The organism is Enterobacter sp. 4974935 (assembly GCF_058661735.1).
Window position 1 is genome coordinate 4,494,657 of sequence record NZ_JBZWGT010000003.1, and the last position, 16,880, is coordinate 4,511,536.

13 protein-coding genes are annotated in these 16,880 nt (G+C 57.2%); 7 read left to right on the top strand and 6 right to left on the bottom strand.

Annotation, left to right across the window (positions count from 1 at the left end; translation table 11 throughout):
• The first annotated feature begins 4 nt into the window (after positions 1-4).
• On the top strand, positions 5-217 hold the full coding sequence (gene rpmE / locus AC4OVS_RS22730; RefSeq protein WP_003862040.1) for a 50S ribosomal protein L31: 213 nt from the start codon (positions 5-7) through the stop codon (positions 215-217).
• Positions 218-265: 48 nt separating this feature from the next.
• Here the strand turns inward: rpmE and metJ are convergent, their stop codons facing one another.
• Positions 266-583 carry a met regulon transcriptional regulator MetJ gene (gene metJ / locus AC4OVS_RS22735; protein ID WP_006179183.1) on the bottom strand — a complete coding sequence of 106 codons (318 nt, stop codon included), beginning with the start codon at positions 581-583 and terminating at the stop codon, positions 266-268.
• 275 nt (positions 584-858) lie between these two features.
• Between metJ and metB the strand changes: the two genes are divergently transcribed.
• From metB to katG, 4 genes are all read left to right on the top strand, one after another.
• Complete coding sequence (gene metB, locus AC4OVS_RS22740) at positions 859-2,019, top strand: cystathionine gamma-synthase (protein WP_045623070.1); 1,161 nt, start codon at positions 859-861, stop codon at positions 2,017-2,019.
• 2 nt (positions 2,020-2,021) lie between these two features.
• The gene (locus AC4OVS_RS22745) at positions 2,022-4,454 is read left to right on the top strand and encodes a bifunctional aspartate kinase/homoserine dehydrogenase II (RefSeq protein ID WP_023298896.1); all 2,433 of its coding nucleotides are present in this window, start codon (positions 2,022-2,024) and stop codon (positions 4,452-4,454) included.
• Between the two features lie 270 nt (positions 4,455-4,724).
• Positions 4,725-5,615 carry a methylenetetrahydrofolate reductase gene (metF, locus tag AC4OVS_RS22750; RefSeq protein ID WP_022649792.1) on the top strand — a complete coding sequence of 297 codons (891 nt, stop codon included), beginning with the start codon at positions 4,725-4,727 and terminating at the stop codon, positions 5,613-5,615.
• A gap of 144 nt (positions 5,616-5,759) precedes the next feature.
• Positions 5,760-7,940, top strand: coding sequence for a catalase/peroxidase HPI (katG, locus tag AC4OVS_RS22755; protein WP_058677363.1), 2,181 nt, complete (start codon positions 5,760-5,762; stop codon positions 7,938-7,940).
• 91 nt (positions 7,941-8,031) lie between these two features.
• Here katG and gldA read toward each other — a convergent pair whose 3' ends face one another.
• The 5 genes from gldA to argE all read right to left on the bottom strand — a co-directional run bounded on the left by gldA (position 8,032) and on the right by argE (position 14,915).
• On the bottom strand, positions 8,032-9,135 hold the full coding sequence (gldA, locus tag AC4OVS_RS22760) for a bifunctional L-1,2-propanediol dehydrogenase/glycerol dehydrogenase (protein ID WP_046621342.1): 1,104 nt from the start codon (positions 9,133-9,135) through the stop codon (positions 8,032-8,034).
• Positions 9,136-9,147: 12 nt separating this feature from the next.
• Complete coding sequence (gene fsa, locus AC4OVS_RS22765) at positions 9,148-9,810, bottom strand: fructose-6-phosphate aldolase (protein WP_038416924.1); 663 nt, start codon at positions 9,808-9,810, stop codon at positions 9,148-9,150.
• 128 nt (positions 9,811-9,938) lie between these two features.
• Positions 9,939-10,703, bottom strand: a complete 765-nt coding sequence (locus tag AC4OVS_RS22770) for a helix-turn-helix transcriptional regulator (protein ID WP_023298892.1) — start codon at positions 10,701-10,703, stop codon at positions 9,939-9,941.
• A 102-nt stretch (positions 10,704-10,805) separates the two neighbouring features.
• Positions 10,806-13,457 (bottom strand): phosphoenolpyruvate carboxylase, encoded by a 2,652-nt coding sequence (gene ppc / locus AC4OVS_RS22775; RefSeq protein ID WP_022649787.1) that lies wholly within the window; start codon positions 13,455-13,457, stop codon positions 10,806-10,808.
• A gap of 306 nt (positions 13,458-13,763) precedes the next feature.
• On the bottom strand, positions 13,764-14,915 hold the full coding sequence (gene argE, locus AC4OVS_RS22780) for an acetylornithine deacetylase (RefSeq protein ID WP_015569956.1): 1,152 nt from the start codon (positions 14,913-14,915) through the stop codon (positions 13,764-13,766).
• A gap of 88 nt (positions 14,916-15,003) precedes the next feature.
• Between argE and argC the strand changes: the two genes are divergently transcribed.
• Positions 15,004-16,008 (top strand): N-acetyl-gamma-glutamyl-phosphate reductase, encoded by a 1,005-nt coding sequence (gene argC, locus AC4OVS_RS22785; protein WP_063135888.1) that lies wholly within the window; start codon positions 15,004-15,006, stop codon positions 16,006-16,008.
• 6 nt (positions 16,009-16,014) lie between these two features.
• Positions 16,015-16,791: an acetylglutamate kinase gene (gene argB, locus AC4OVS_RS22790; RefSeq protein ID WP_115504209.1), complete on the top strand. Its 777-nt coding sequence runs from the start codon at positions 16,015-16,017 to the stop codon at positions 16,789-16,791.
• The last annotated feature ends 89 nt before the right edge of the window (positions 16,792-16,880 follow it).

Below are 16,880 nucleotides of genomic sequence, written 5' to 3' on the forward strand. Positions count from 1 at the left end.
TCCCATGAAAAAAGATATTCACCCGAAATACGAAATGATTACTGCAAACTGCTCTTGCGGTAACTCTATCCAGATCCGCTCTACCGTGGGTCACGATCTGAACCTGGACGTGTGCGGCAAATGCCACCCGTTCTACACTGGTAAGCAGCGTGATGTTGCAACCGGTGGCCGTGTTGACCGCTTCAACAAGCGTTTCAGCATCCCGGGCGCTAAATAAGTTTCCCGAAAAAAAGGCACCGCAAGGTGCCTTTTTTGTATCCGCTTATCAGTATTCCCACGTATCCGGGTCGATACCCAGTTCACGCATGATCACCTTCGCCTCTTCTGGAATTTCGTCACTGCGCTCTTTGCGCAGATCGTCATCGTTCGGCAACGGTTGGCCGGTAAACGCATGCAGGAACGCTTCGCACAGCAGTTCGCTATTGGTGGCGTGACGCAGGTTGTTCACCTGACGACGCGTACGTTCATCGGTGAGGATCTTCAACACCTTCAGAGGAATGGACACCGTGATTTTCTTGACTTGCTCACTCTTCTTACCGTGCTCAGCGTATGGGCTGATATATTCGCCGCTCCATTCAGCCATGAGATACCTTTAATCCTCTCAGTCATTAATCTAAAGGTGCAAAACCGGTAACCATCAGTTTTGAACCGTAATCTTTCGTAGTTTACCGTAGAGACGATACCGAGGCACGGATATTGCCGCTGTAGCGTGTCCTAAAGCATATAATTTTAACGGCTATTTGCGCATTGCTCAATCTATACGCAAAGAAGTTTAGATGTCCAGATGTATTGACGTCCATACTTTCAATGTTTACTCTGGTGCCTGACTTTTCACCTCATTCGCCAGGAAGCCTCACCATGACGCGTAAACAGGCCACCATCGCAGTGCGTAGCGGATTGAATGATGACGAGCAGTACGGCTGCGTTGTCCCGCCAATTCATCTCTCCAGCACCTATAATTTCACCGGATTTAATGAACCTCGCGCGCATGACTACTCGCGTCGCGGCAATCCTACGCGTGACGTCACCCAGCGCGCGCTGGCGGAACTGGAAGGCGGCGCAGGTGCGGTATTAACCAATACCGGCATGTCTGCCATTCATCTGGTGACCACGGTGTTCCTGAAACCTGGCGATCTGCTGGTGGCGCCGCACGACTGCTACGGCGGCAGCTATCGTCTGTTTGATAGCCTGGCGAAACGTGGCTGCTACCGCGTGTTGTTTATCGATCAAAACGACGAACAGGCGCTGAAACAGGCGTTAGCCGAACAGCCGAAGCTGGTTCTGGTGGAAAGTCCAAGCAATCCATTGTTGCGCGTAGTCGATATTGCGAAAATTTGTCAGCTCGCAAGGGATGCGGGAGCGATAAGTGTAGTGGATAATACGTTCCTCAGTCCGGCCCTTCAGAACCCACTGGCACTGGGTGCCGATCTGGTGTTGCATTCATGCACGAAATATCTGAACGGCCATTCTGACGTGGTAGCGGGTGTGGTGATTGCCAAAGATCCTGATGTTGTCACTGAACTGGCATGGTGGGCCAATAACATTGGCGTCACCGCGGGCGCGTTCGACAGCTATTTGCTGCTGCGTGGTATCCGCACCCTGTCACCGCGTATGGACGTGGCGCAGCGTAATGCCCAGGCGATCGTGGATTTCCTGAAAACCCAGCCGCTGGTGAAGAAGCTTTATCACCCGTCGCTGCCGGAAAACCAGGGGCACGAGATTGCCGCGCGCCAACAGAAAGGATTTGGCGCGATGTTAAGTTTTGAACTGGACGGTGACGAGCAAACGCTGCGTCGCTTCCTGAGCGGGTTGTCATTGTTTACGCTGGCGGAATCCTTAGGGGGAGTTGAAAGCTTGATCTCCCACGCCGCAACCATGACGCACGCAGGTATGGCACCCGAAGCACGTGCCGCCGCCGGGATTTCCGAGACGCTGCTGCGTATCTCGACCGGTATTGAAGATTCTGAAGATTTAATTGCCGATCTGGAAAATGGCTTCCGGGTCGCAGCCAAGGGGTAATCATGAGTGTGATAGCGCAGGCAGGGGCGAAGGGTCGTCAGCTGCACAAGTTTGGTGGTAGTAGTCTTGCTGATGTGAAATGTTATCTGCGTGTCGCAGGGATCATGACCGAGTATTCACAGCCGGGGGACATGATGGTTGTCTCTGCGGCGGGCAGCACCACCAACCAGCTGATTAGCTGGCTGAAACTGAGCCAGACCGATCGCCTCTCTGCGCATCAGGTGCAACAGTCCTTACGTCGTTACCAGAGTGAACTGATTGCCGGTTTGCTGCCTGCGGACGTGGCGGACGGACTGATAAGCGCCTTTACTCACGACCTTGAGCGTCTGGCAGCTCTGCTGGACAGCGGCATTACCGATGCGGTGTATGCGGAAGTGGTTGGCCATGGTGAAGTGTGGTCTGCGCGCCTGATGGCCGCCGTGCTGCAACATCTTGGCGTGGAAGCCGCCTGGCTCGACGCGCGTGATTTCCTGCGTGCCGAACGCGCCGCACAGCCGCAGGTGGACGAAGGGTTGTCCTACCCGCTGCTGCAACAGCTGCTGGTGCAACATCCGGGTAAACGTATTGTGGTGACCGGCTTTATCAGTCGCAGCAACGCAGGTGAAACCGTACTGCTGGGCCGTAACGGCTCTGACTACTCGGCAACGCAGATTGGCGCCCTGGCGGGCGTGTCCCGCGTCACCATCTGGAGCGACGTGGCCGGTGTCTACAGCGCGGACCCGCGCAAAGTAAAAGATGCCTGCCTGCTGCCGCTGCTGCGTCTCGACGAAGCGAGCGAGCTGGCGCGTCTGGCGGCACCAGTGCTGCACGCGCGCACGCTACAGCCGGTTTCCGGCAGCGACATCGACCTGCAACTACGCTGTAGCTACACGCCGGATCAGGGTTCCACTCGCATCGAGCGCGTGCTGGCATCCGGTACGGGCGCGCGCATTGTCACCAGCCACGATGACATCTGCCTGATTGAGTTCCAGGTGCCTGCGGGCCAGGATTTCAAACTGGCGCACAAAGATATCGACACCATCCTGAAACGTGCCCAGGTGCGTCCGCTGGCCGTTGGCGTGCATAACGATCGCCAGCTGTTGCAGTTCTGCTATACCGCTGAAGTGGTGGACAGCGCCCTGAAGATTCTGGATGAAGCGGGACTGCCGGGCGAGCTTCGCCTGCGTCAGGGACTGGCGCTGGTGGCAATGGTGGGCGCGGGCGTCACCCGTAACCCGCTGCACTGCCACCGCTTCTGGCAGCAGCTGAAAGGGCAGCCGGTGGAGTTCACCTGGCAGTCGGAAGAGGGCATCAGCCTGGTTGCCGTTCTGCGCAAGGGGCCAACCGAAAGCCTGATTCAGGGCCTGCACACCTCCCTGTTCCGTGCGGAAAAACGCATCGGCCTGGTACTGTTCGGGAAAGGGAACATCGGTTCCCGCTGGCTGGAGCTGTTCGCCCGCGAGCAGGTCACGCTTTCGGCGCGTACCGGATTTGAGTTTATTCTGGCAGGCGTGGTGGACAGCCGCCGCAGCCTGTTGAACTACGAAGGGCTGGACGCCAGTCGGGCGCTGGCCTTCTTTAACGATGAAGCGGTTGAGCAGGACGAAGAGTCGCTGTTCCTGTGGATGCGCGCGCACCCGTACGACGATCTGGTGGTGCTGGACGTTACCGCCAGCGAGCAACTGGCCGATCAGTATCTGGATTTTGCCAGCCACGGGTTCCACGTCATCAGCGCCAACAAGCTGGCAGGCGCGAGCAGCACTGATAAATATCGCCAGATCCACGACGCGTTCGAAAAAACGGGTCGTCACTGGCTGTATAACGCCACCGTTGGCGCAGGTCTGCCGGTTAACCATACCGTGCGCGATCTGATTGATAGCGGCGACAGCATTCTGGCGCTGAGCGGGATCTTCTCCGGCACGCTCTCCTGGCTGTTCCTGCAATTTGACGGTACCGTGCCGTTCACCGACCTGGTGGATCAGGCGTGGCAGCAGGGCTTAACCGAGCCGGATCCGCGCGTCGACCTTGCCGGTAAAGACGTGATGCGCAAGCTGGTGATCCTGGCGCGTGAAGCGGGCTACGACATTGAGCCGGGTCAGGTACGCGTTGAGTCTCTGGTGCCTGCGGGCTGCGAGGAAGGATCTGTCGATCACTTCTTTGAGAACGGCGACGAGCTGAACGAGCAGATGGTGCAACGTCTGGAAGCGGCAAACGAGATGGGCCTGGTGCTGCGTTACGTGGCGCGCTTCGAGGCGAACGGTAAAGCGCGCGTGGGCGTGGAGGCGGTACGTCCTGAACATCCGCTGGCGGCGCTGCTGCCGTGCGATAACGTCTTCGCCATCGAAAGCCGCTGGTACCGCGATAACCCGCTGGTGATCCGTGGCCCGGGTGCGGGGCGCGATGTGACCGCCGGAGCCATTCAGTCCGACATTAATCGCCTGGCTAAGCTACTGTAACCCCTCACCCTAACCCTCTCCCCTTAGGGGAGAGGGGACTGCTCGGTGCGGTCTTTCCCCCCTCGCCCCTTTGGGGAGAGGGCTGGGGTGAGGGGCCTTCTCACCCCCCATCATGAATCCCCTTCATCTTCCCTGAACAAACCTCACCGTTAATGTTGATTATTTCTGTTGACGTCATCCCGCTTTTCCGTCATTTTTACATCTGGACGTCTAAACGTATAGAAGTTCACAACACAACAAACAATGACACGCGAAAGATAGAGGTAAGGTATGAGCTTTTTTCACGCCAACCAGCGGGAAGCCCTGAATCAGAGCCTGGCCGAAGTAAACGGCCAGATTAACGTCTCTTTTGAATTTTTCCCGCCGCGCACCAGTGAAATGGAGCAAACCCTGTGGAGCTCTATCGATCGCCTGAGCAGCCTGAAGCCGAAGTTCGTCTCCGTGACCTACGGCGCCAACTCCGGTGAGCGAGACCGCACGCACAGCATCATTAAGGGCATTAAAGACAGAACCGGTCTGGAAGCGGCACCGCACCTCACCTGTATCGACGCCACCCCTGATGAACTGCGCGCGATTGCTCAGGACTACTGGAACAACGGCATTCGTCATATCGTTGCCCTGCGCGGCGACCTGCCGCCGGGGAGCGGTAAGCCGGACATGTACGCCACCGATCTGGTTGCCCTGCTTAAAGACGTTGCTGACTTTGATATTTCCGTTGCCGCTTACCCGGAAGTTCACCCGGAAGCGAAAAGCGCCCAGGCGGATCTGCTCAACCTGAAGCGTAAGGTGGACGCAGGTGCCAATCGCGCCATTACTCAGTTCTTCTTTGATGTGGAAAGCTATTTACGCTTTCGCGACCGCTGCGTCTCGGCGGGTATTGATGTCGAAATCATCCCTGGCATTCTGCCGGTCTCGAACTTCAAACAGGCGAAGAAATTCGCGGATATGACCAACGTGCGCATTCCGCTGTGGATGTCCAAAATGTACGAAGGTTTGGACGATGACCCGGAAACACGCAAGCTGGTGGGGGCCAATATCGCGATGGATATGGTGAAGATTTTAAGCCGTGAAGGGGTGAAGGATTTCCACTTCTATACGCTTAACCGCGCGGAGATGAGTTACGCCATTTGCCATACGCTGGGTGTCCGCCCGGCGTTATAAAGTAAAAAACCCTCATAAAGTGAGGGTTTTTTACTCGAACAGAAAGTTAAAAGGTATTAGCTATCGAATCTGTGGATTAATTCAACTATCTCTTATCGCTAGTGGTGTATATCGTAACGGTAACACTGTAAAGGGAGCATAGCGATGAGCATGTCAGACGAGACCAATAACGCGGCATCCGCCGGCAAATGTCCGTTCCACCAGGGCGGCGTCGATCACAGCGCGGGTGCAGGTACCGGCAGCAAAGAGTGGTGGCCTAAACAACTCCGCATCGATTTACTTAATCAACACTCCAGCCGTTCAAACCCTCTGGGTGAAGACTTCGACTACCGTAAAGAATTCAGTAAGCTCGACTATTCCGCCCTTAAGGGCGATCTCAAAGCACTGTTAACCGACTCACAACCGTGGTGGCCTGCCGACTGGGGCAGCTATGCGGGCCTGTTTATCCGTATGGCCTGGCACGGTGCGGGTACCTATCGCTCCGTTGATGGTCGCGGCGGTGCCGGTCGCGGTCAGCAGCGTTTTGCGCCGCTGAACTCCTGGCCTGACAACGTCAGCCTGGATAAGGCTCGCCGTCTGCTGTGGCCAATTAAGCAAAAATACGGACAAAAAATCTCCTGGGCCGACCTGTTTATCCTCGCGGGTAACGTGGCGCTGGAGAACTCCGGCTTCCGCACCTTTGGTTTCGGTGCCGGGCGTGAAGACGTCTGGGAACCGGATCTGGACGTGAACTGGGGCGATGAAAAAGCCTGGCTGACTCACCGTGACCCGGAAGCGCTGGCGAAGCGCCCGCTGGCCGCCACAGAAATGGGCCTGATTTACGTTAACCCGGAAGGGCCAAACGCCAGTGGTGAACCGCTGTCTGCGGCGGCGGCGATCCGCGCTACCTTTGGCAACATGGGCATGAATGACGAAGAGACCGTTGCGCTTATTGCAGGCGGCCATACGCTCGGTAAAACGCACGGTGCAGGCGAAGCCACGCACGTGGGCACTGACCCTGAAGCGTCGCCTATTGAAGCGCAGGGCCTGGGCTGGGCCAGCACGCACGGCACCGGTATTGGCGCTGACGCCATCACCTCCGGGCTGGAAGTTATCTGGTCTCAAACCCCAACCCAGTGGAGCAACTACTTCTTCGAGAACCTGTTCAAATACGAATGGGTGCAGACGCGTAGCCCGGCGGGCGCAATTCAGTTTGAAGCCGTGGATGCGCCGGAAATTATGCCTGACCCGTTCGACCCGTCGAAAAAACGCAAGCCAACCATGCTGGTCACCGACCTGACGCTGCGTTTTGATCCGGAATTCGAGAAAATTTCCCGTCGTTTCCTGAACGATCCGCAGGCCTTCAACGAAGCCTTTGCGCGCGCGTGGTTCAAGCTGACCCACCGCGATATGGGGCCAAAAGCGCGGTACATCGGCCCGGAAGTACCGAAAGAAGATCTGATTTGGCAGGATCCGCTGCCTCAGCCGGTGTTCCATCCGACGCAGGAAGATATTGAAAGCCTGAAAGCGGAAATCGCGGCCTCTGGTCTCTCCGTGAGCGAGCTGGTTTCCGTGGCCTGGGCGTCGGCATCGACCTTCCGCGGCGGCGACAAGCGTGGCGGCGCTAACGGCGCGCGTCTGGCGCTGGCACCTCAGCGCGACTGGGACGTTAACGCCGCGGCGGTGCGGGCATTACCGGCTCTGGAAGCGATCCAGCGCACCACCAACAAAGCGTCACTGGCCGATATCATTGTGCTGGCGGGTGTCGTGGGCGTTGAGCAGGCGGCGAAAGCGGCAGGCGTTTACGTCAACGTACCGTTCACTCCAGGTCGTGTGGATGCGCGTCAGGATCAGACGGATATCGAGATGTTTAACCTGCTCGAACCGATTGCCGACGGTTTCCGTAACTATCGCGCGCAGGTGGATGTGTCCACCACGGAGTCGCTGCTGATCGACAAAGCCCAGCAGTTGACCCTGACCGCGCCGGAACTGACGGTGTTGATCGGCGGTTTGCGCGTACTGGGTGCAAACTTCGATGGCAGCAAGAATGGCGTGTTTACTAACCGCGAGGGCGTGCTGAGCAACGACTTCTTCGTCAATCTGCTGGATATGAACACCCAGTGGAAAGCGACCGACGACTCAAACGAGCTGTTTGCCGGTAGCGATCGCGCCAGCGGGGAAGTGAAATATACCGCCACCCGCGCCGATCTGGTCTTCGGTTCCAACGCTGTCCTCCGCGCGCTGGCCGAAGTTTACGCCAGCAGCGATGCACAAGAGAAGTTCATCCGCGACTTCGTTGCCGCATGGGCGCGAGTGATGGATTTGGATCGGTTTGACGTGAAGTAACCCTTGTGCCGGGTGGCGGCTACGCCTTACCCGGCCTACAAATTAAAGTGCCATGTAGGCCGGGTAAGCGCAGCGCCACCCGGCTTTTCTATTACTCCCACTCCTGCAAGAATCGCTGTCCATACTGGTCCGCCACCAGCAGCGCCGCATAGACCTGATCCGGCGTTACGCCGCCAGGCATGTTGTGAATGGTTTCCCCTTCGGCACAGGACGCCTCCGCGATCAGCCGCATTTTAGCCGGAATATCCTCTTTGATATTCAGCTGCGCCAGCGTAATTGGCAGCCCGACGCTATGGCACAGCGCCGCAACGGTTTCGATTTCTTCTACCGGCGCGTTCTCCAGTACCAGTTGCGTCAGCGTACCAAATGCCACTTTTTCACCGTGGTAGAAATGGTGCGCATCCGGCACCGCCGTCATGCCATTGTGAATGGCGTGTGCCGCCGCCAGCCCGCCACTTTCAAAGCCCACGCCGCTCAGATAGGTGTTGGCTTCAATAATGCGTTCCAGAGCAGGCGTCACCACGTGTTGTTCCGCCGCCAGCATCGCTTTCTCGCCCTCTTCAACCAGCGTGTTGTAGCACAGCTCAGCCAGCGCTAACGCTGCCTGCGTGCACTTGCCACCCGCCATGGTCGTGGCGCCGCTACGCGAACAGGCGCGCGCTTCAAACCAGGTTGCCAGGGCATCGCCAATCCCGGCGGCCAGCAGGCGCGCAGGTGCGCCCGCCACCACCCTAGTATCGACAATCACCATGTTCGGGTTGTGCGGCAGCATCAGGTAGCGATCGAACTCGCCGCTGTCGGTATAAATCACGGAAAGGGCACTGCACGGCGCATCGGTGGAGGCAATGGTCGGGGCAATAGCCACCGGCACGTCCATAAAGTGCGCCAGCGCTTTGGCGGTATCCAGCGTTTTTCCGCCCCCGATACCCAGCACCGCCAGGCAGTCGGTACTGTCGGCCAGTTTTTTCAGGCGATCGATTTCATTTTGCGAACATTCGCCGCCAAACGGTGCAATTTCGGCATGGAGTCCGGCTTTTTTAAAACTCTGACGCAGGGTTTCTTCGGCAAAACCCAGCACAAATTTATCGCCTACCACCAGCCAGCGAGTCGCCAGCGGCTTCAGGTAGTCGCCGAGACGAGTAAGAACATCAGCGCCCTGGATGTACTTCCCCGGCGATTGAATGATACGGTCCATAACATTTCTCCCTTAGAGGTTGAGGTTACCAAACGCGTTTTTCCAGTCCTGCTCGAACTTCTCTATGGCTGACTCTACCGCTGGCGTGCCGAGCATTTGTTGCGCTACGTCTAAGGGAAGCGTGATTGCCTCACATCCTGCCAACAGGCAATCCAGCGCCTGGCGCGGCGTTTTAAAGCTGGCAGCCAGCACCATGCTCTCTGGCGCATGCTGTTCCAGCAGGGATTGCAGTTCCTGTACCGTGCGAATGCCGTCACCGCCCTGCGCATCGACGCGGTTTACATACGGTGCGACATATTTCGCTCCTGCCAGCGCGGCCAGTAACCCCTGAGCGGCGCTGTAAACGGCGGTTCCCAGCGTGGTAATTCCCTCTTTCTTCAGCGTTTTAATCGCGATGAGCCCCTGTGCAGTGACGGGAATTTTTACCACGATGTCCGGCAGGGCATTGTTCAGCCGTTTTGCTTCCGCCACCATTCCTTCGGCGTCGCGGCTCATGGTTTGGGCAAACAGCCTGCCCTCCGGGCCGATAGCCTGCTGCAGGCGCGGCAACACCTCCCAGACAGATTCGCCGCTGGCGGCTACGATGCTTGGGTTGGTGGTCACGCCCGCAATGGGAAAAATGCGCGCCAGGCGTTCAACTTCTGCCACGTTGGCGGTATCCAGGTACAGTTCCATTATTTTTCCTTAAGTCAGAAAGGTTGAATAAAGGATACGGCGCACCCAGTCGCGGCGAATACAGGTCAATTTTGCCAAATACTGGATAAATGTAATGTCCCTGGCGAAGTGAGAGAGCGATCACAATGCTACTTTTTGGCGATCAGCTGGCTGTGATACTGGCGTCGATATTCGGAAGGGGAACGTTCAGTGTGCTTGCGAAAGAGACGGCAAAAGTAGTTACTGTCCGTAAATCCGCAGCTTGCAGCGATATCTTTGATTTTGAACTCGTAGCCTTTAAGAAGCTGACGCGCGTGCTCGAGGCGTGTTTGCGTAAGATATTCGTTGAACCCCACGCTGCCTGTTTTTTGAAAAAGATGAGAAAGGTAGTTCGGTGAAATATAAAACGCCTGCGCCACCGATTCACGGGTCAGTGCAGAGGCGTGATGTTCTTCGATGTAGTGACGAATCGCTTCAAATAATGCACGGCTGCGGCTGGCGGTATGGATATCGCTGCCCAGCAGATCGCGACAGTGGCTGAGCAAACTTAATACCACCAGTCTGGCCGTTTCCCGATCGTCTGGCTGCATTTGCAATTCAGCGAGCGTCTGCAAAAGGAATGCGCCCACTCGCGGCCCGCGTCTGGCAACCTGTTGCTGTTGCAAAAGCGTGTTGTCGCGCTCGAGCTGAAGAGTCAGTTGTTGCTTGCCGAAGCTGATGTTGAGCGAAAAGGCGGGTTGAAGCGGAATATTACCGGATGAAAAAAATAACGCTTCGCAGGCCGTATCAAAGCTAAGCACGAGGCAAGGTGACGTTCGGGGGAGCGGTTTAGCCGAAGGGGGGAAATGCACCTGACGCAGCGGCAAGGTGCCGTTGATCAGGTCATTCAGGATGTGGGGGATATCGTGGTGCATGGTGTGGATACCAGGGTATTGCCCGGCGACGCTGGCGCTTGCCGGGCCTACGAAAAGCCTATTGTAGGCCGGGTAAGCGTAAGCGCCACCCGGCAAAACCGATCAACCGGTGTTACGCATCCCCGCCGCAACGCCCGCAATCGTCACCATCAGCGCCTGTTCAACGCGCGGATCCGGCTCTTTACCTTCCTCTTCCGCCAGACGCGAACGGTGCAGCAGTTCAGCCTGTAAAACGTTCAGCGGGTCGGTGTAGATGTTACGCAGTTGGATAGACTCGGCAATCCACGGCAGGTCTTCCATCAGGTGGGAGTCGTTAGCGATATCCAGCACCACTTTGATGTCGCCTTCCAGCAGCTCGCGTAGCTCTTTACCCAGCGCCCACAGCTCGGGTTTCACCAGACGCTGATCGTAGTATTCCGCCAGCCACAGGTCGGCTTTCGAGAAGACCATCTCCAGCATGCCCAGACGGGTAGAGAAGAATGGCCAGTCGCGGCACATGGTTTCCAGTTCGCTCTGCTTACCGTCTTCCACCACTTTTTGCAGCGCCGCACCGGCACCCAGCCAGGCTGGCAGCATCAGACGGTTTTGCGTCCAGGCAAAGATCCACGGAATGGCGCGCAGGGATTCAACGCCGCCAGTAGGACGACGCTTGGCCGGGCGCGAGCCGAGCGGCAGTTTACCCAGCTCCTGCTCAGGCGTGGCTGAGCGGAAGTAAGGCACAAAGTCTTTGTTTTCACGCACGTAGCCGCGATACAGATCGCAGGAGATGTCAGACAGCTCGTCCATAATCCGGCACCAGGATTCTTTTGGCTCCGGCGGCGGCAGCAGGTTGGCTTCCAGGATCGCACTGGTATAGAGCGACAGGCTGCTGATGGTCACTTCCGGCAGGCCGTACTTGAAGCGGATCATCTCGCCCTGCTCGGTCACGCGCAGTCCGCCTTTCAGGCTTCCTGGTGGTTGGGAGAGCAGCGCCGCGTGTGCAGGCGCACCGCCACGACCAATGGAGCCGCCGCGTCCGTGGAACAGGGTCAGTTCAATACCGGCTTTTTCGCAGGTTTTAATTAGCGCATCCTGCGCCTGATACTGCGCCCAGGAGGCTGCCATCACGCCCGCATCTTTCGCGGAGTCGGAATAGCCAATCATCACCATCTGCTTGCCCTGAATAAAGCCGCGATACCAGTCGATGTTCAGCAACTGGGTCATCACGTCGTTGGCGTTGTTCAGGTCGTCGAGAGTCTCAAACAGCGGTGCTACCGGCAGAGCGTAGTCGATGCCCGCTTCTTTCAGCAGAAGGTGAACGCCCAGCACGTCGGACGGGGTTTTCGCCATGGAGATCACATAGGCGGCCACCGATCCTTTCGGGGCATCCACGATCGCTTTACAGGTGTTGAGCACTTCGCGGGTGTCATTGCTTGGCTCCCAATTGCGCGGCAGCAGCGGGCGCTTGGAGTTCAGCTCGCGGATCAGGAACGCCTGTTTGTCGGCTTCGGACCAGCTTTCATAGTCGCCAATGCCGAGATAGCGGGTCAGCTCGCCCAGCGCTTCGGTATGACGGGTGCTTTCCTGACGGACGTCGATACGCACCAGCGGCACGCCGAAACACTTCACGCGGCGCAGGGTGTCGAGCAGTTCGCCATTGGCAATGATGCCCATCCCGCAGGCCTGAAGCGATTTATAACAGGCGTACAGCGGTTCCCAGAGCTGTTCGTTCTGGCTCAGCAGACCTTCCGGCTTCGGCAGGCGCTGGCCTTTCAGGCGCGCTTCCAGCCAGGCCTGCGTGGCCATCAGCTGACCGCGCAGTTTTTTCATCAGGAAACGGTACGGCTCACTGGCACCTTCTTCACCGGCCAGCGCGCGCAGTTCCGGCGTCGCTTCTACCATCGACAGCTCGGAGATCAGCACCTGAATATCTTTCAGGAACAGGTCGGTTGCTTTCCAGCGGCTCAACAACAGGACGTGACGGGTGATTTCCGCCGTCACGTTCGGGTTGCCGTCGCGGTCGCCGCCCATCCAGGAAGTGAAGCGAACCGGCACAAAGTCGACCGGCAGGCGATAGCCCAGATTTTCTTCCAGCTGTTCGTTCAGCTCGCGCAGGTAGTTTGGCACCCCTTCCCACAGGCTGTTTTCCACCACCGCAAAGCCCCATTTGGCTTCGTCGACCGGGCTTGGGCGATGCTTACGAATTTCATCGGTGTGCCAGGACTGAGCAATCAGCTGGCGCAGGCGGCGCATAAGCTGGTTACGTTCGTAGTCGGCAATGTCTTTGTTATCCAACTGCTTCAGACAGTTGTTCACTTCCACCATTTTGTGGATCAGCGTACGACGCGTGATTTCGGTTGGGTGTGCGGTCAGCACCAGCTCCAGCGAAAGGGATTCCACCGCTTTTTTGATGGTCGCTTCGTTGAGGTTGGGCTGGTCTTTGAGTTTACGAAGGGTGCGGGCAATGACTTCCGGGTTGCTGGCCGCTTCGCCTTTTGGCGAAATGCTGTGGTATTGCTCAGCGGTGTTTGCCAGGTTCAGAAACTGGCTGAAGGCGCGGGCAACGGGCAGTAGCTCATCATTAGAGAGGTTCTGCAAGGTGGTGAGCAGCTCCTGACGATTGGCCTCGTTACCGGCGCGGGAAGATTTGGACAGCTTGCGGATGGTTTCAACACGGTCGAGGATGTTCTCCCCCAACGCATCTTTGATGGTATCTCCAAGCACTTTGCCGAGCATACTGACATTACTACGCAACGCGGAATATTGTTCGTTCATAAAAACCCAGTCACCCCATCATTTTTGTTTATGCCCAGGCGAAAATTTTCTGGACATTATTTTGTCATCTCCCTTTATAAAGCCACGTAAAACCCCCGTCGTCAATTGCTGCGAAAACGGTTCAGCAGATGAATAAATGCGGGCAATTTACGAAATTTAATTCGTATTGCGTCAGATAAGAGATGCTTATGGGAATGTGACGGAGATCGCGGGATTTACTCCCCTCACCCTAACCCTCTCCCCAAAGGGGAGAGGGAACTTGAACACCCTCTCCCCTTTGGGGAGAGGGCAGGGTGAGGGGCCGTTTTAATGCCAGCAGAAGTGATGCACAACCTGGGTAATGAGTTCGCGGGTGGGCTTGATGAAGCGGGTTTCGAGATATTCGTCCGGCTGGTGGGCCTGGTTGATGGAGCCAGGGCCCAGAACCAGCGTCGGGCACAGGGTCTGAATAAACGGCGCTTCGGTGCAGTAGTTCACCACGTCGGTTTTCTCTCCGAGCAGTTTTTCCACCACCTGAACCAGCTGGTGGTCAGGCGGGCATTCGTAGCCTGGAATCGGCGGATGCAGTTCGGAGACCGTCAGACGTCCCGGCCAGCGCTCGCTGACCGGGGCCAGCGCTTCGTTCAGTAAGCCATCCAGATCGCTCAGCGTCATACCCGGCAGAGGACGGATATCCATATGCAGTTCGCAGCAGGCGCAGATACGGTTGGACGCATCACCGCCGTGCAGGCTGCCGAGATTCAGCGTCGGATACGGCACGGTGAACGCCTCGTAGTGATAGCGCTCTTTCAGATCGTCGCGCAGGGTCATGATGCGGCCAATCGCGTCATGCATCAGCTCAATGGCGTTCACGCCGCGCGCCGGATCGCTGGAGTGACCAGACTGGCCCAGCACGCGCACTGCGGTAGAAATATGGCCTTTGTGCGCCCGAATCGGTTGCAGAGAGGTAGGTTCACCGATGATCGCGCAGTCCGGGCGAATCGACGTGTTTTCAGAGAAATACCGTGCGCCCGCCATGCTGGTCTCTTCATCGGCGGTCGCCAGAATGTAGAGCGGCTTTTTCAGCGTTGTCACGTCCACGTCACGCAGCGCGTCGAGGATAAAAGCAAAGAAGCCTTTCATGTCCGCCGTGCCGAGACCGTAGAGCTTGTTGTCGTGCTCTGTCAGGGTGAACGGATCGCGGGTCCAGCGGCCATCGTCAAACGGCACGGTGTCAGTGTGACCAGCCAGCAGCAGGCCGCCAGCGCCATGTCCGGTGCTGGCGAGCAGGTTAAATTTGTGACGTGTTCCGGGGACGGGCTGAACCTCAACGTTAAACCCAAGATCGCTAAACCAACCCGCCAGCAGATTGATTAAAGACTCATTGCTCTGATCCAGCGCTTCTTCCGTTGCGCTGATGGACGGTGTGGCAATCAGGGCGCGGTAAATCTCGATAAATGGCGGTAAGTTCATTTTCATTGTTGACACACCTTAGGTCGTGATAGTATCAATATTCATGCAATAAATGTGAATAAAAATACATTAACGTTGAGCATAAAGGAACCCGATGTTGAATACGCTGATTGTAGGCGCTAGCGGTTATGCGGGCGCAGAGCTTGTAAGCTACGTGAATCGCCACCCACATATGACCATAACCGCTTTGACCGTGTCAGCGCAAAGCAATGATGCCGGAAAGTTAATTTCCGATTTGCATCCACAACTTAAGGGCGTGGTTGATTTGCCTTTGCAGGCCATGTCTGACATCAGCGAGTTTACCGACGGCGTTGACGTGGTGTTTTTAGCCACCGCACACGAGGTCAGTCACGACCTGGCGCCGCAGTTTCTGGCAGCCGGTTGCGTGGTCTTCGATCTCTCCGGCGCGTTTCGCGTTAACGACAGCGCGTTCTACGAAAAATATTACGGTTTCACCCATCAGCACCCGGATCTGCTCGAAAAAGCGGTGTACGGCCTGGCGGAGTGGAGCGCAGATAAACTGAAAGAAGCGAATCTGATTGCCGTGCCTGGCTGTTACCCGACGGCGGCGCAGCTCTCCCTTAAGCCGCTGATCGACGCGGGTCTGCTGGATCTTGACCAGTGGCCGGTGATCAACGCCACCAGCGGCGTGAGCGGCGCCGGGCGCAAGGCCGCGATCTCCAACAGCTTCTGCGAAGTGAGCCTTCAGCCGTATGGCGTGTTTAATCACCGTCATCACCCTGAAATCACCACCCATCTGGGCGCGGAGGTGATCTTCACCCCGCACCTCGGTAGCTTCCCGCGCGGGATCCTTGAAACCATTACCTGTCGCCTGAAGCCGGGCGTGACCAAAGACCAGGTGAGCGAAGTCTTCACGCAGGCGTATGCGAATAAACCACTGGTGCGTCTGTATGACAAAGGCGTACCAGCGCTGAAAAACGTGGTCGGCCTGCCGTTCTGCGACATCGGCTTTGCCGTGCAGGGCGAGCACCTGATTGTGGTCGCCGCGGAAGATAACTTACTCAAAGGCGCTGCCGCACAGGCAATGCAGTGTGCAAATATTCGTTTCGGCTTCCCTGAAACGCAGGCTCTTATTTAAGGTGTGATGATGAATCCATTAATTATCAAACTCGGTGGTGTACTGCTGGACAGCGAAGAAGCGCTGGAGCGCCTGTTTACCGCGCTGGTGAACTATCGTGAATCACATCAACGTCCGCTGGTGATTGTCCACGGCGGCGGCTGTGTGGTGGACGAGCTGATGAAAGGGCTCAACCTGCCGGTGATTAAGAAAAATGGCCTGCGCGTCACGCCTGCCGACCAGATTGACATTATTACTGGTGCGCTGGCGGGGACGGCGAACAAAACGCTGCTGGCGTGGGCGAAGAAGCACCACATCGCGTCCGTTGGCCTCTGTCTTGGCGATGGCGATAGCGTGAAAGTGACCCAGCTCGACGAAGCGCTTGGCCATGTTGGACTGGCGCAGCCAGGTTCGCCTAAGCTGATTAACACCCTGCTGGAAGGTGGTTTTCTGCCGGTGGTGAGCTCAATCGGCGTGACCGAAGAGGGCGAGCTGATGAACGTCAATGCGGACCAGGCGGCGACGGCGCTGGCGGCCACGCTGGGCGCAGACCTGATCCTGCTCTCCGACGTGAGCGGCATTCTGGACGGCAAAGGCCAGCGTATAGCGGAAATGACCGCCACAAAAGCCGAACAGCTGATCGATCAGGGCATTATCACCGACGGCATGATCGTTAAGGTGAACGCGGCGCTGGATGCTGCGCGCACGCTGGGTCGTCCGGTGGATATCGCCTCCTGGCGTCACGCGGAGCAACTCCCGGCGCTGTTTAACGGTACGCCGATTGGTACGCGTATTCTGGCTTAAGATTCTGTGCCGGATGGCGCTTCACTTATCCGGCCTACGTGAATTTTGTAGGCCCGGTAAGCGCAGCGCCACCGGGCAAAAATATCATC